Origin of the sequence: Methylocaldum sp. GT1BB (assembly GCF_051027545.1) — a bacterium.
Classification (GTDB): Bacteria; Pseudomonadota; Gammaproteobacteria; order Methylococcales; family Methylococcaceae; genus Methylocaldum.
In genome coordinates this window covers 4867147-4881849 of the sequence record NZ_CP194902.1, presented here as the reverse complement: position 1 = coordinate 4881849, position 14703 = coordinate 4867147, and the positions used below count along the sequence as shown (strand labels likewise).

Sequence of the window (14703 nt, the reverse complement as noted above, 5' to 3'; positions counted from 1 at the left end):
CTCGTCACAATAAGCAGCAGGTTAACTGGAAAGTAATATCGTCTTGGCATTGGGTCGGCCGTTCAACCGTGTCGGGAATCATGAAGCGCACGGTGAACCGGTGCTTGCCTCCGCTGATTTCCGCAAAATAAGGTTGCGAACGCCTCACGCCTACGCGTAGCAGTTGAAACGGCAGGGTGTGGTCCAGGCTTTTCTGAAAGAAGCCGCCGCTAGCCTGTTCATCGGTCGGTGCGGCGCTGGTCCGTATGAAATTCAGCAAAATATCGATAGCCGAGCGTATGAGACGAAACGGCTCCAACCAACTTTCGAGATCGTGCCGGCGTGTGTGGTCGTCGAGTTTAAGCCAGTAATGAAAGGCCGGTAAATCGAAAGAACAAGTTCCGCCCGGAATGGTGCTGCGCTGAGAGATGCTCTTGAAAAGCTCGTTTTCCATCAGAGAGAGGCCGAGCTTGCCGGGAACCGCATAAAGCTCTTTGCTTAATTTATCGAGCTTCGTCAGGACCTTATCCAGCTTAGCGTGATCGATGTCTTGATTGTGCGCCATTCGCGTCAGCACCGCAGCATGGCGATCCAACTCCTTTAATGTTTCCGACTTCAGATCATTGCGGCTAAAGAGCGTTAGGACATCCAGCAGCGTTGAAATGACTGCCCGACTGTCCCAAATCGAATTGCCGGCCATGAAATGGTCAAGCTGCTGAAAGAGTTGCTCAAGCCTCATGAATACGCGTATGCGCTCATTTAGCGGGAACTCGTAAATAATGGAATCGCTCAAGGCGGGAATTTCGGCAATCGATAGCATAATAAACAATCCGATCCAGGATTTATGAAAGGGTGTCCGTTGGCGGACACCATTTTCGTTTATCCCGGAGATTAGTCAATACTACCTTTTGCGCTTGCTCTTGTGTAAGAATTATTCGGATTACTGCCCACCGAGTGCGAGATAGAGTTGGTGTAATTCTTCGATACGGTCCGATAGAGCAGCTTCATCGACCATGTTCTCGAGCACGTCGTCTGCTGCTTCCAGCCGTTCGGCGCGGCTGGCTTGGGACGCCATGATTTTCTCGATTTCCCTATCGCTCAATCCATCGCGGAGCCTGACGCGCTGCCGTTGCGTTTCTTCTGAACAATCGACGACCAGCAATCTATCCACGAAATGCCTTTGGCCGGTTTCCAGAAGCAGGGGAACGACCACGATACAGTAAGGTGCCGAAAGAGTCGCTATTCGTCGGCCGATCTCGGAATACACCAGGGGATGCAGCAGTGTCTCGATCCAGCGTTTTTCTTCGGGATCGGAAAAGACGAGTTCTCGCAATCTTGCCCGATCGAGACAGCCATCTCTTAGAATCGCAGCCCCGAAGTGCTGCTTGATCGCCTCGAATGCCGGTCGATTCGGTTCGACCAACTCGCGGGCGATGACGTCCGCGTCCAGAATTGGAACGCCCTTGGCGGCGAATAATCTGGCAACCGTGCTTTTACCGCAACCGATTCCGCCGGTCAAACCGATGACAAGCATGGGGGCTCAGCCGGAAATTCCCGCGAAACGCATATAAGCGGCGTTTATGTCATGGCCCCACAGCAGGGCAATCCATCCGGCAATGGCTAAATAAGGGCCGAATGGTATGGGAATGCTGCGGTCGTGCCTGAGAACGGCGATCATGGCTATCCCGATGATGGCCCCGACCAAGGATGAGAGCAGCACTATGGTCGGCAAAAGGCCCCATCCCAACCACGCGCCGAGCATGGCGAGCAGTTTGAAATCGCCGTATCCCATCCCTTCTTTGCCGGTCGCGATCCTGAACAAGTGGTATACCAGCCAAAGGCTTAGATAGCCGAAGATGGCCCCCAGTATACTCGAGGAGCTGTCTGTAAAAATGTTGAACAGGCTAAGAAACAGTCCTGCCCATAGGATAGGTAAGGTAATCGCATCGGGAAGCAGTTGACGATCGAAGTCGATAAAACTCAAGCAAACTAGACTCCAGCTGAGGATCAGTGCCGATGCGGTTTGCCAAGTGAAACCGAAGTGCCAGGCAACGGCGACAGAAATCGCGGCGGTCAGCGCTTCGATGGCCGGGTAGCGAAAGGGGATTGGTATTCGACACCCGGCACATCGTCCTCTAAGCAGTAGGTAACTGACGACCGGGATGTTTTCCCAAGCGCGGATCGGCCGATTGCACTGTGGACAACGTGAACCCGGAACGAGCAAATTGTAGGCCTCGTCCGGCTCCGATTCGGGTTCGAGATCGAGATAGGTTTTACACTCCCGCCGCCAGGTTTTTTCCAGCATTATCGGCAAGCGGTGAATGACTACGTTCAGGAAACTGCCGACCACGAGCCCCAGAACGCCGATGACGGTCAAGAACAAAGCTGGATTTTCGGCCAATAACTGGATGAGTGGCGCCACCTCGGAATTTCCTCGATCAGACGACTGAGCCGAGCTTGAATATCGGCAAGTACATGGCGACCACCAAACCGCCGACAACGACGCCCAAGAACGCCATGATCATGGGCTCAAGAAGGCTGCTGAGCGAATCGACGGCGTTGTCCACTTCCTCCTCGTAGAAGTCCGCCACTTTGGCGAGCATGCTGTCCAAAGAGCCGGATTCCTCTCCGATTGCGACCATTTGTATGACCATGTTGGGAAACAGGTTTGCCTGTCGCATGCTCAGTTGAAGCTGATGTCCGGTGGCGACTTCGTCTCGCATCCGAAGGACGGCATTGGAATAAATGATATTACCGGTAGCACCTGCCACGGACTTCAGTGCCTCGACCAAGGGGACGCCGGCTGCCGACATGGTGGCCAAGGTCCGGGCGAAACGGGAAATCGCCGCCTTATGCAGAATGGTGCCGATCGCCGGTATGTGCAGGGAAAATCTATCGAGGGCCTGATTGAACGCGGCCGAGCGCTGTTTGAGCTTCACGAACACAAAGCCGACGGCAACGAGAACTCCCAATACGATATACCACGATGCCTGTAGAAACCGGGACATCTCGATGACCATTTGAGTAAATGCCGGGAGGTCCGCGCCAAAACCCTTGAACAATTCCTCGAACGTCGGTACCACGAAGATCAGCAGGATGGCCGTTACGATACAGGCAACCACGATGACGGCTGTGGGATAAGTCAAGGCTTTTTTGATCTTGGCCTTCAGCGATTCGGTTTTTTCCTTGTATTCCGCTATCTTGTGCAGCAGCGTTTCGAGAACGCCGGCTTGCTCGCCGGCATGCACAAGGCTGCAGAATAGCTCGTCAAAATAAATCGGATGCTTTCCCAAGGCTTCGGCAAGCGGACTGCCTCCTTCGACGTCGGCCTTGATGCCCATGATCAGTTCCTGCATGCTTGGATTCTCGTGGCCACGCCCGACAATGTCAAAGGCTTGAACCAGCGGTACCCCTGCACTCATCATCGTCGCGAGCTGTCGGCTGAATACGGCGATGTCTTTGGTCGTGATTTTCTTCTTTCGCGCACTGAAGAGCGGTTTGGGCTTTTTCTTGATCTTGATGACTTTGATGCCCTGGCGTCGGAGTTCGGCCTTGGCCGTAGTTTCTGTGCGCGCGGACAGTTCCCCTTTGATTCGCCCGCCGGTACGGTCGGCGCCTTCCCAAATAAACAGAACGAGTTCTTCTTTTGCCATAAGACTTAATCTCGCGTGACGCGGTCGATTTCTTCCAGACTGGTAATGCCCGACTTGATTTTTCGAAGCCCCGATTCCCTCAGGTCCGCCACACCCTCCGCTTTCGCTTGTTCGCCGAGCTGAAGGACGTTCCCGCCCTCCAGAATGATGCGGTTGATGGATTCGGAAATGGGCATGACCTGATAAATGCCGACGCGGCCCTTGTATCCCTTTACGCATTTATCGCAGCCGACCGGTCCGAAAACCGTAAAACTGCCCAGCTCTTCTTCTCGAAACCCGGCCTCCAGCAAAACCTCCGGAGGGAGGTCCTCTTCCTTCTTGCAATGCTCGCAAAGCCGCCTGGCCAGCCGCTGCGCCATGATGAGCAACACCGAGGAAGCGATGTTGAATGCAGGGATGCCCATTTGCATCAAGCGGTTGAGCGTTTGGGGCGCATCGTTGGTGTGCAGGGTGGAAAGCACCAAGTGGCCGGTTTGTGCGGCTTTGACCGCAATCTCGGCCGTTTCCAGGTCGCGAATTTCGCCTACCATGATGACGTCCGGGTCCTGCCGCAGGAATGCCCGGAGCGCCTCGGCAAAAGTCAGGCCGGTTTTGACGTTGACATTGACCTGATTGATGCCGGGCACGGTGATTTCCACCGGATCCTCTGCCGTCGAGATATTGCGGTCGGCCGTATTCAGGATATTGAGCCCGGTGTAGAGACTGACCGTTTTACCGCTCCCGGTGGGCCCCGTAACCAGAATCATCCCATAGGGCTTATTGATGGCGCTCAGGAAGTTTTGCTGCTGCTCCGGTTCGAAGCCGAGCTTTTCGATTCCGATTTGGGCCGCGGTCGGATCGAGGATACGGAGTACGATTTTTTCGCCGAATAGCGTCGGACAGGTATTGACGCGGAAATCGATGGCGCGAGTCCTGGACAATGCCATCTTGATGCGGCCGTCCTGAGGGATGCGCCGCTCGGCGATGTCCATTCGCGACATGACCTTCAGGCGCGCCGCGACCCGCCCTGAGAGGTTGACCGGAAGGCTTGTGACCTCGTGGAGCATGCCGTCGTGACGAAAGCGGACGCGGAAGTTTTTTTCGTAAGGCTCGAAATGGATATCGGAAGCGCCTTTCTTGATGGCGTCGAGGAGAAACTTGTTGACTAATCGGACAATCGGGGCGTCATCGATATCCGAGGATTCGCCTTCGGAGGGCTGATCGATTTCATCGCCGCCGGTAATCCGGAGATTGTCGAGATCGGCATCCACCAAGTCTTTGAACGAGATGTCGGCTGCTTCCAGGGCCTGGTCGATCATCCGCGTCAGTTTGTCTTCCTCTACGATGACGCTTTCGGTGCTGGACCGGGTGTGAAATTTGATCTCGTCCAGAGCTTGGAGATTGGTGGGATCGGCGAGCCCGAGATAAAGGCGGTTCCCGCGCTTGAACAGCGGCAGGACATGGTGCTGGCGGATCAGCTTCTCGCTGACGGCCCTGGTCGGCATCATGTCCGGAGATATCGCATCCAGGTCGAATAGAGGAATTCCGTATTCTTTGGATGCTACGCATGCAATGGATAGGCTATCGAGAATCTTGTTGCCGACCAGATAGCTTACGAAATGGGTTTTTTTTTGAAGAGCGCTGTCGAGATGAAGATGTGCATCGGATTCCGTCAACAGCCCTTCCTTGACCAGGCTTTTGGCCAGTCCGCTGAGTTGCAATTTCGTCGCCGTGATTGCCATGAGATTTAATGCTACGGACAGCTATGCATCGCATTGTTGGAAAGCCTCGATAATATTAGTCGATGCATGGGCTTTATCCAGTTTGCTCGGACGGAGCCGCTTGATGGTGAGGATCAGCGCGCTTGAAGAAGCTTCAAGGCAATATTGGCCTGCATGGTCAACTGACGGAAACTGTCGAAAACCTCACGGGTAATCGGTTCTTTGCTGAACGCGCGGTCGGCATAGAAGAGTCCTATGACCCGCTTGTCGTAGCTGACCGGGGAGAGGCAGCAGTCGTGCTGGCCGAACTGCGCAATGACCTCTCCGGTAAATAACCGCTGTGTTTCGGTGTCGGCACCGCGAGCCCAAAAATACTCGTTCTTCTCCAGCACGTTCGAAAAAATGTTGGGCGACGAACCGGCAATGCCGATTTGCAGTTGTCCGCGCGATTCAACCGACGGCCAGCCGAGCGCGAACTTTTCCTTGAGACGTTTGCGATCGGGCGTCAACAGCGCGAAAAGGACCCGATCCATGCCTAAAGCCCGATAAATTCCCTCCAAGATCATTTCGAGAACCAGGTTCACGTTGAACTCGCCGCACAAGAGATTGGTCACGTCCTGCATGATTTGTATCAGGCTGGTGTCGTCCCTCGGCGCTAGATCATCGGTCTGACGCTGTTTGCCCGTTGGCCCCCGATCTGTGCCGGGGATATAGGGTGTGACTTGATGGGCTCCGGATTGCTTGGCGAGTCTTATCGCACTTTCCGCGTTATCCTGCAATATCGTGAGCAAATGGCGTTCCGGCTTTCCCGTCAGCTCAGCCATTCGGTAAATGCAGCGCCTGATTTCTTCGGTGTTCCACCCTTGAGGTGAATTTCTGGCGACTTGATAACCGAGCTTGACGTACTCCGTGCGGGGTGAGTTGCCGGAAAATGCCTCTTCGATCAACCCGCCAAGTCCCCACGTTTTACTGAGGGAGGCGCCGAGATGAATGAGTTGAAATCCTAAAACGGTTTTTTCGGCTTTTTCGGCAGGTATTTTTTGCTGTTCCGTCAGTACCTGAATTTTTTCCCCGGCATCGTGTTCGAAGCACCAAAAGCCGATGTGGCCGATGTTGTGCAGCAGGGCAGCGACAAATACTTCCTCTGGCCGTGGATCGTTAAGCAAGATCGCGAGTGATTTCGCCTGTACTGCGCTGTGCAAGGCACAGGCGATTTCCCGGTTTACTTGGTGTTTGCGTTGTTTGGACAGAACCGTTTCGATGAACGAGCAGGCTAGTGCCAGTTCGCGGATGACATTGAGTCCCAGCAACACGATAGCCCGTGTAACGGTTGCCAGACGGATGCCGCTGGGGTTGTAGTGAGGACTGCTGGCGAACTTCAGCAGCCTGGCCGTGAGCCCCGGGTCTTCGAGAATGATCTTCGAAAGTTCGGATACTCCCGAACGTTTATCCTCGATGACTTGATTAAGACGCTGCGCGGTACGGGAAAAAATAGGCATTTCCTTGTCGCGTAGACAGTTGGTCCAATCCTCCAGAGTTGTCGGGCTTTCTCTTACGTTGGCCGCCGACGTTTCGCTGACTGACGCCTTTGCACCGTCTTCAGGTGTTTCTGCGGCCGGATCATCGCGCATGATGACAGGTACCCCTATAAAGCACGGATTTTTTCCGCCTGCGCCTGCAACTCCACGAGGCTAACGCGAATCTCTTGAAGGCGCGCTTGCTCCTTGGCGACGACTTGAGGGGGGGCTTTCTCGAGAAAGCCGGTGTCATTCAGCTTGCCCTCGATACGCGGCAGGTCTTTGGACAAACGCTGGATCTCCTTTTCCAGCCGCGCCAGTTCGGCATCCTTGTCGATCAATCCTTTCATGGGAATCAGAACTTTCATCTCGCCGACCAGCGCGGTGGCGGATTCCGGAGCCGCTTCGGATTCCGAAAGCCAGGTTACGGTTTCGACGCGGGCTAGCTTTACGATGAACTCTTGGTTGCGGTTCAGCCAAATCCGATCCTGTTCGGAGCCATTCTGAATCATGATCGGCAGAGGCCTGCCGGGCGCGATGTTCATTTCGCCGCGGATGCGCCGAACGCCCAGAATGATATTCATGACCCATTCCATCTCGGCGATGGATTCCGGATCGATCCAGCTTTCGTCGACCTCGGGATAGGCTTGCAGCATGATGCTCGTGCCTTTCTTGCCGGCCAGAGGAGCGACGCGCTGCCAGATTTCTTCGGTGATGAAAGGCATCAGCGGATGAGCCAGGCGTAGAATGGTTTCGAGTACATGGACCAGCGTCTGGCGCGTTCCTAAAACATACTCGATCGGAGTCGATCCCTGGCTGTCAGGGGATTCCGCGCCGTAAAGCGTGGGCTTGGACAGTTCCAGGTACCAATCGCAGTACTCGTTCCAAACGAATTCATAAATCGCTTGGGCCGCCAGGTCGAAGCGATAATTCTCGATGGCGTTGCTGGCCTCTCGTATCGTCAGCTGCAATCGGCTTCGAATCCATCGGTCGGCCAAGGTGAACTTAACGTTGGCATTATCCAGTCCGCAGTCCTTGCCCTCGGTGTTCATCAGTGCGTAGCGCGCCGCGTTCCACAGCTTGTTGCAGAAATTGCGGTAGCCCTCGACCCGGCCCATGTCGAATTTGATGTCGCGCCCGGTGGAGGCCAGGGAGGCGAAGGTGAAGCGTAGGGCGTCGCAGCCGTACGCGGCGATGCCTTGCGGGAACTCCTTGCGGGTCCGCGTTTCGATTTTCTGAGCCATTTGCGGTTGCATGAGGCCGCTGGTGCGCTTCTGCACCAAATCCTCCAGGCTGATGCCGTCGATGATGTCCAGGGGATCCAGCACGTTGCCCTTGGATTTCGACATTTTCTGGCCTTCCGCATCACGCACCAGACCGTGCACGTAAACCGTCCTGAACGGCACTTGCGGGCTGCCGTCCGGGTGTTTCATGAAGTGCATGGTCATCATGACCATGCGCGCCACCCAGAAGAAAATGATGTCGAAGCCGGTCACCAGTACGTCGGTGGGATGGAAGGTCTTCAATTCCGGCGTCTGGTCCGGCCAGCCCAGAGTCGAGAACGTCCAAAGGGCGGAGGAGAACCAGGTGTCGAGTACATCCTCGTCCTGGCGCAGTTTCAGGCCGGCGTCCAGGCTGTACTTGGAGCGCACTTCGGCCTCGTTGCGGCCCACGTAGACGTTGCCGTGGTCGTCATACCAGGCCGGGATGCGGTGGCCCCACCACAATTGCCGGGAGATGCACCAGTCCTGAATGTCGCGCATCCAGGAGAAATAAAGATTTTCGTATTGCTGGGGCACGAAGCGAATGCGGCCGTCTTCCACCGCTTCGATGGCGGGTTTCGCCAGTTCCTTGGCGCTGACGTACCACTGATCGGTGAGCCACGGCTCGACGACTACGCCGGAACGGTCGCCGCGCGGCACTTTCAGCGTGTGCGGCTCGATTTTCTCCAATAGCCCTGATCGGTCGAATTCGTCCACGACTCGCTTGCGCGCTTCGAAGCGGTCCAGGCCGGCATAAGCTTCCGGAGCTTTTTCCCCGTGCGCGCCGGCATAACCCTCGAAGGTGAGCACGGTGAATTCGTGCAGGATTCGGGCATCCTTGTCCAGTACGTTGATCAGCGGCAGGTTGTGGCGTTTGCCTACATCGTAGTCGTTGAAGTCGTGGGCCGGCGTGATTTTCACGCAGCCGGTGCCGAACGCGGGGTCGACGTATTCGTCGGCGACGATGGGGATTTCCCGGTTCGTAATCGGCAGCCTGACAGTCTTGCCCACCAGGTGCTTATAACGCTCGTCCTCCGGGTGCACCGCCACGGCGGTATCGCCCAGCATGGTTTCCGGCCGGGTGGTGGCGACGACAAGATGGCCCGAGCCGTCCGCCAGCGGGTAGCGGAAATGCCATAAGCTGCCTCTTTCCTCCTCGCTCTGCACTTCCAGGTCGGAGATGGCGGTATGCAGCTTGGGGTCCCAGTTCACCAGGCGCTTGCCGCGGTAGATCAAGCCATCGTCGTAGAGGCGCACGAAGGCTTCCTGCACGGCGCGGGAAAGTCCCTCGTCCATGGTGAAGCGCTCCCGGCTCCAGTCGACCGACGAGCCTAGCCGGCGCAATTGCCGGGTAATGGTTCCGCCGGATTCGGCCTTCCATTCCCAAACCTTTTCGAGGAACTTCTCGCGGCCTAAGTCGTGGCGAGTGAGGTTCTGAGCCGCCAATTGCCGTTCCACCACCATTTGCGTGGCGATGCCGGCGTGGTCGGTGCCGACCTGCCAGAGGGTGTTGTAGCCTTGCATGCGATGGTAGCGGATCAAGGCGTCCATGATGGTGTTGTTGAATCCGTGGCCCATGTGCAGACTGCCCGTCACGTTCGGCGGCGGAATCATGATGCAGTACGGCGTTCCGTTCCCGCTGGGCGCGAAATATCCGCTTTCCTCCCAGAATTTGTACCATCGCGATTCTATGGAATGAGGCTCGTAGGTTTTATCCATGACGTGTTCTGTTGTTTAGGGATGGCCAATCGCGGGATTGGCGCAAGACGATCGATCTCGAATTATATTGAAAACTTAGCTGATCGAGGCTTCAGTCGGAGCTATCCAAGCGATGCGTCTGAATGGTATGGCCTTGATCCGTATAGAACCGGTATCGGCGGCGGCCCGCCTGTTTTACCGTTTCGTCCTGGTCGACAAGTTCGACCAGACGCTCGAATCGGTCGAGATCGGGCGGTATTTCGGCACTCAAATTGATCAGTACGTTCTTGGCAGCCTGCGGTGAGCTCCGGTGTCCGATGAGCACCGGCGTTTCGGCTTGGGCTGCGGAGGCATCGAGCCGTTCGTGGGCGACGAAACTGCCTTGCCGGAATGTCCATAGCAAATCGTCTAGCACCCGTTCTTCCTCTTCCGAAGCGGCATAAACGAAAACCGTGAGGTCTTGCTTGATGGCCTTCTCGGTAAGACGGCAGGCCATCAAGCGGCGGCTGTGAGCATCTCCGGTGGGCAGCACGTAGAAATCGATCCGGGTCATCGCGCTTGGTCGATCAGATACTGCACCAGCAGCGGCACAGGGCGTCCGGTCGCGCCTTTTTCATTGCCGGTTCTCCAGGCGGTTCCGGCGATGTCGACGTGAGCCCACGGATAGTCCTTGGCGAAGCGGGACAGGAAACAGCCGGCCGTGATCGTGCCGCCGTCGGGGCCACCGATATTCGCGAGATCGGCGAACTTGGACTTGAGCTGCTCCTGATATTCGTCCCAAAGCGGCAGGCGCCATACCCGGTCCCAGGCTTTTTCGCCGGCTTCCGTCAGCGCTTGGGCTAGACCTTCGTTATTGCTCATCAAGCCGCTCGGATGACGGCCCAAAGCGACGATGCAGGCTCCGGTCAAGGTCGCGACGTCGATCACGGCGGCCGGCTCGTATTTCTTGGCGTAGGTTAGCGCGTCGCACAGCAGCAAACGGCCTTCGGCATCGGTATTCAGGATTTCGACGGTAAGGCCGGACATGCTGGTGACGATGTCGCCCGGCTTATTGGCTTTGCCGTCCGGGAGGTTTTCGGAAGCCGGGATCAATCCCACCACATTGAGCGGCAATTCGAGCTCGGCTATCGCCGAGAGCGCGCCGATCACGCTCGCGCCGCCGCACATGTCGTATTTCATTTCATCCATGTTGGCGGCCGGTTTCAGCGAAATGCCGCCGGCGTCGAAAGTGAGTCCCTTGCCGATCAGAACGAAAGGCTTGGCTTTCGACGAAGCGCCGGAATATTCCATGACGATGAGCCTGGCAGGCTGCTCGCTGCCTTTGGAGACGGACAGAAAGGCACCCATGCTCAAAGCTTCGAGATCGGACTCGTCGAATATTCGCACCTTGATTTTCCGGCTTCTCCCGATTTGCTCGGCTTGTTCCGCCAGATAGGTCGGCGTGCAGATGTTGCCGGGCAGATTGGCCAGATCCCTCGCGATGTTCATGCCGTTGGCGATGGCCAAGCCTTGTCTGATGCCCAGTTTGGCTTCGGCCGATTGATCCTCGCTGTCGAGCAGGAATTGGAGTTTGGATAGGCGTTGCGGCTTATCGTCCGCCTCTTTTTTCAAGCGCGTGAATTTGTATAGGTTTCCTTCCAATACCTCCACGGCTTGCCGGATTTTCCAAGCCAGATCGTACCCTTCGACCTCGGCTTCGTGGAGAAGGCTCACGGCAAGTTTTGCCCCCGAATCTTTCAGCGATTTCGCCGCTGCGGCCAAAACCTTGCGGTAGGCGGCGGGGGCCAATTCTCCCTTCTTGCCGAGACCGACGAGCAAAATACGTTCTATGTCGCTTTCGGGGATATGGTTTATCAATAGAACGTCGCCGACTTTTCCTTCGACGTCGTCGCGCTTGAGGAGCCTGGAGATCAAGCCTCCCAAGTGTTCGTCCAACCCGCTGCCTGCGGCGGTCAGTTTTCGTTTCTGGTGGAAGCCTAGAACTGCGCAGTTGGCGCTAAGCTTGATGAGCGATTCACATTTTGCCGAATAGTCCATGGTAGAATTTGTGGCTTATTGCTTAAGGGATGGATTGTCGTAATTGACCGCAATTTTCAAGGGAGGGCCTCGAATCGTTAAAGCTTATTATGAAACCCCACCCTTTTAAACCGCTTCAATGGAGACGCCCTCCGATCATCTCGGTGCTCGACCGGATGGTGGCGGCGGAACTCGCCAAGACCTTAGGGGCCGTTCTCGGCGTTTTGGTCACGATCATCGTCAGCCGCAAATTTCTGAGTATTCTCGCCAAAGCCATCGAAGGCGAATTGTCAGGCGAAACCATATTTCAACTGCTCGGGCTCAAAATCCTGTCGGCAACCGCCCAGTTGCTTCCGGCTTCATTGTTCATGGCAACCTTGACTGTGTTGGGGCGCATGTATCGGGACCAGGAGATGTCGGTGCTGGCATCGAGCGGGGTGGGGTTGAGCCGCATTTATCGGGCGATGAGCTGGATGGTGTTGCCGGTGACTCTCATTGCCGCCGTATTGGCGCTGCAGGTCATGCCGTGGTCCGAGCGACAGGCCCAGGCGCTTATGAAGAAGGACGAGAAAAGTGCCGACATACGCGGTATAAAACCGGGACGTTTCAACGAATTCAGCCAGGGCGACGTCGTGTTGTATGCGGAGGAGTTGAACGAAGACAACTCCATGCACAAGATCTTCGTGCAAAGCCGGCAGCGGGACAAAACCGGCGTAGTGATCGCCGAGAGCGGCCATCTAAGAAGAAACGAGTTGAACGAGCATTTCGTCGTTTTGCAGCAAGGCCGCCGTTATCAAGGAATACCCGGACGAGCTGATTTTATTATCAGCGAGTTTGAGGAATACGCGGTGCGCATCGATGGTCCAGAGGGTGAGACGGCATCGCTCAAGCGCGAAGCGTCGGATAGCATGGTGCTGTGGTATTCGCATACGCCACGGGAGTTGGCGGAGCTGCAGAAACGTTTGGCAGTGCCGTTCGGCGTGCTCTTTCTGAGCTTTTTGGCCGTTCCGCTCGCGAAAATCGCGCCGCGTAGCGGTGTCTACGGGAACGTGTTTACGGCCTTTCTGATTTATATCGTTTACGAGAATGCTCAAAAGATTACTCAGGGTCTTCTGATGACCGAGAAGATACCGCTTTGGCTGAGCTATTCCGGCGTTTATTTCTTTTTGCTCATCATTACCGGGGTCTTGTTCATTCGAAATCTCGGCTTTAGCTGGATCGTTCAGGTAGCCAGGGAAAAGGTCGGGTTATGAGAACGCTGAGCCGGTATATTGCAGGAGAAGTGGTCAAGGGATCGCTGATCGCCGTGTTGATATTGTTGGCGCTCCTCAATTTTTTCACCTTTGCGGATGAATTGGGCGATCTGGGGCAGGGGAATTACGGCCTGGCGAGTATCGTTCAGTATCTGATCCTGACCTCGCCTCGCAATTTTTACGAGCTGATGCCTTCCGCGGCATTGGTCGGAAGCCTGGTAACCTTGGGAGCCTTGGCCAACAATCGGGAGCTGGTGGCCATGCAGGCCGCTGGAGCCTCACGTCTGCACATCATCGGGGCAGTGCTGGCGGGGGGCATGATGCTGGTTTTCATTTCGCTCGGAATCGGCGAATACATCGCTCCGGTAGCGGAGCGTGCGGCGCATACGCTTAAGGCTACCGCATTGCAAAAGCAGATCGCATCGAGAACGAAGTATGGATTTTGGGTGCGGGACGGCGATGTATTCATCAATATCCGCCAAATCGAACGGCCCGAAAACTTGGGCGATATCAATATCTTCAAACTGGATGGGACAGAGAAACTCCATTCGGCCACGCATGCCGACAAAGCCGTTTACGATGGGAAGCAGTGGCGATTGGATAATATTTTCGAGAGCCAATTTCTAGCCGACGGAATCGTCACCGAGCAAAAGGCGTATGCTGATTGGTCTTCGGTGCTAGCACCGAATCTGCTGAATGCGTTCGTGATCAGTCCGGAAAACCTATCGGCTTACGAACTGGCGAGATACATCCGGTATCTGAAGGAGAACGAACAGCAATCGGCGTTCGTCGAACTGGCATTCTGGGGAAGAATCGTGAACCCGGCGGTTACTCTGGTCATGCTGCTCGTAGCCGCCCCTTTTGTACTGCCGGTGCGGCGAGAAGTCGGCACGGGGCAGCGTATCGTGGTAGGCGTCGTCATCGGGTTGGGTTTTTATTTGTTTGACCGCACTTTCGGTCACTTGGGGCTGATTTATGAGATGAATCCGATATTTGCGGCTTTCTTTCCGACAGTGCTGGCGCTCACGGGTGCTTTGGTCGCGATTTTCCGGCTTCGCCTAACTTAGATTGGAGATGTGGGTTAGATAAAGGGCAAGAAGTCGCGGCCGCTTCCGTCGGCATCGATTAAGCCCACAGCGAAACCAGAGTGTAAGCTATCGAGGGCGATTCGAATAACCCGTTCCAGACCTTCCACCAGGGAATAGTGCTTCAAATCGGCGACTGTCACCCAGCGGGCGTCCGAAACATCGGTGGCGGGCTTTGGTGTGAAGCTCTCCGGATCTTTCAACGTTGCGACAAAATCGACGATGACATAATGAAACTCGCCGATCATCCGCTCGACCAGAGCAATTACGGGGCCCAGCTCTGCCTCGATCCCGGTTTCTTCCAGTATCTCGCGCCGGCAGCATTGGACGAGCGTCTCGCCGGGTTCCTGTTTACCGCCCGGAATCGACCACAGTCCCAAGGCGGGTTGTTTTCCTCTGCGGATCAGAAGAACTCGCTCGGATGCATCAAAAACGACAGCACCAACGCCGACGGCCGATTGAGGTGGTCCGCACCTTGTAGAGGTGATGTCCGGCTCCGGAGGCGTCATTCTAGCGGTAATGCGCTAAAGTCCGCGTCCG

The 14703-nt window shown here is 55.8% G+C and carries 12 protein-coding genes; 2 read left to right on the top strand and 10 right to left on the bottom strand.

What is annotated here, in order from left to right; genetic code table 11:
• Window positions 1-4: 4 nt before the first annotated feature.
• The 9 genes from zapD to ACR2TX_RS22900 all read right to left on the bottom strand — a co-directional run bounded on the left by zapD (window position 5) and on the right by ACR2TX_RS22900 (window position 11846).
• Entirely contained in the window at window positions 5-799 is a 795-nt protein-coding gene (gene zapD / locus ACR2TX_RS22940; RefSeq protein ID WP_347257479.1) for a cell division protein ZapD, read from the bottom strand.
• A 120-nt stretch (window positions 800-919) separates the two neighbouring features.
• Window positions 920-1513 (bottom strand): dephospho-CoA kinase, encoded by a 594-nt coding sequence (gene coaE / locus ACR2TX_RS22935; RefSeq protein ID WP_156879762.1) that lies wholly within the window; start codon window positions 1511-1513, stop codon window positions 920-922.
• A gap of 6 nt (window positions 1514-1519) precedes the next feature.
• The gene (locus ACR2TX_RS22930; protein WP_434130763.1) at window positions 1520-2401 is read right to left on the bottom strand and encodes a prepilin peptidase; all 882 of its coding nucleotides are present in this window, start codon (window positions 2399-2401) and stop codon (window positions 1520-1522) included.
• A gap of 16 nt (window positions 2402-2417) precedes the next feature.
• Entirely contained in the window at window positions 2418-3632 is a 1215-nt protein-coding gene (locus tag ACR2TX_RS22925) for a type II secretion system F family protein (RefSeq protein WP_077730547.1), read from the bottom strand.
• A gap of 5 nt (window positions 3633-3637) precedes the next feature.
• Window positions 3638-5353, bottom strand: a complete 1716-nt coding sequence (gene pilB, locus ACR2TX_RS22920) for a type IV-A pilus assembly ATPase PilB (RefSeq protein ID WP_077730548.1) — start codon at window positions 5351-5353, stop codon at window positions 3638-3640.
• A gap of 113 nt (window positions 5354-5466) precedes the next feature.
• Window positions 5467-6963 (bottom strand): HDOD domain-containing protein, encoded by a 1497-nt coding sequence (locus tag ACR2TX_RS22915; RefSeq protein WP_077730549.1) that lies wholly within the window; start codon window positions 6961-6963, stop codon window positions 5467-5469.
• Window positions 6964-6977: 14 nt separating this feature from the next.
• Window positions 6978-9830: a valine--tRNA ligase gene (locus ACR2TX_RS22910; RefSeq protein ID WP_434130762.1), complete on the bottom strand. Its 2853-nt coding sequence runs from the start codon at window positions 9828-9830 to the stop codon at window positions 6978-6980.
• Window positions 9831-9921: 91 nt separating this feature from the next.
• Window positions 9922-10362 carry a DNA polymerase III subunit chi gene (locus ACR2TX_RS22905; protein ID WP_077730551.1) on the bottom strand — a complete coding sequence of 147 codons (441 nt, stop codon included), beginning with the start codon at window positions 10360-10362 and terminating at the stop codon, window positions 9922-9924.
• The gene (locus tag ACR2TX_RS22900) at window positions 10359-11846 is read right to left on the bottom strand and encodes a leucyl aminopeptidase (protein WP_156879765.1); all 1488 of its coding nucleotides are present in this window, start codon (window positions 11844-11846) and stop codon (window positions 10359-10361) included. Before ACR2TX_RS22900 ends, ACR2TX_RS22905 begins: the two co-directional genes overlap by 4 nt.
• Before the next feature lie 89 nt (window positions 11847-11935).
• Between ACR2TX_RS22900 and lptF the strand changes: the two genes are divergently transcribed.
• Both lptF and lptG read left to right on the top strand, forming a co-directional pair.
• Window positions 11936-13078, top strand: a complete 1143-nt coding sequence (gene lptF / locus ACR2TX_RS22895; RefSeq protein ID WP_077730553.1) for an LPS export ABC transporter permease LptF — start codon at window positions 11936-11938, stop codon at window positions 13076-13078.
• A complete protein-coding gene (gene lptG, locus ACR2TX_RS22890) occupies window positions 13075-14145 on the top strand; it encodes an LPS export ABC transporter permease LptG (RefSeq protein ID WP_077730554.1) in 1071 nt (356 codons plus the stop codon). The genes lptF and lptG overlap by 4 nt, the downstream gene beginning before the upstream one ends.
• Before the next feature lie 14 nt (window positions 14146-14159).
• Here the strand turns inward: lptG and ACR2TX_RS22885 are convergent, their stop codons facing one another.
• On the bottom strand, window positions 14160-14567 hold the full coding sequence (locus ACR2TX_RS22885; RefSeq protein ID WP_434132539.1) for an NUDIX hydrolase: 408 nt from the start codon (window positions 14565-14567) through the stop codon (window positions 14160-14162).
• Window positions 14568-14703 lie beyond the last annotated feature (136 nt).

Coding starts and splice junctions, on each gene's coding strand:
- zapD (WP_347257479.1), bottom strand. CDS start 799: ATGCTATCGATTGCCGAAATTCCCGCCTTGAGCGATTCCATTATTTAC.
- coaE (WP_156879762.1), bottom strand. CDS start 1,513: ATGCTTGTCATCGGTTTGACCGGCGGAATCGGTTGCGGTAAAAGCACG.
- ACR2TX_RS22925 (WP_077730547.1), bottom strand. CDS start 3,632: ATGGCAAAAGAAGAACTCGTTCTGTTTATTTGGGAAGGCGCCGACCGT.
- pilB (WP_077730548.1), bottom strand. CDS start 5,353: ATGGCAATCACGGCGACGAAATTGCAACTCAGCGGACTGGCCAAAAGC.
- ACR2TX_RS22915 (WP_077730549.1), bottom strand. CDS start 6,963: ATGCGCGATGATCCGGCCGCAGAAACACCTGAAGACGGTGCAAAGGCG.
- ACR2TX_RS22910 (WP_434130762.1), bottom strand. CDS start 9,830: ATGGATAAAACCTACGAGCCTCATTCCATAGAATCGCGATGGTACAAA.
- ACR2TX_RS22905 (WP_077730551.1), bottom strand. CDS start 10,362: ATGACCCGGATCGATTTCTACGTGCTGCCCACCGGAGATGCTCACAGC.
- ACR2TX_RS22900 (WP_156879765.1), bottom strand. CDS start 11,846: ATGGACTATTCGGCAAAATGTGAATCGCTCATCAAGCTTAGCGCCAAC.
- lptF (WP_077730553.1), top strand. CDS start 11,936: ATGAAACCCCACCCTTTTAAACCGCTTCAATGGAGACGCCCTCCGATC.
- lptG (WP_077730554.1), top strand. CDS start 13,075: ATGAGAACGCTGAGCCGGTATATTGCAGGAGAAGTGGTCAAGGGATCG.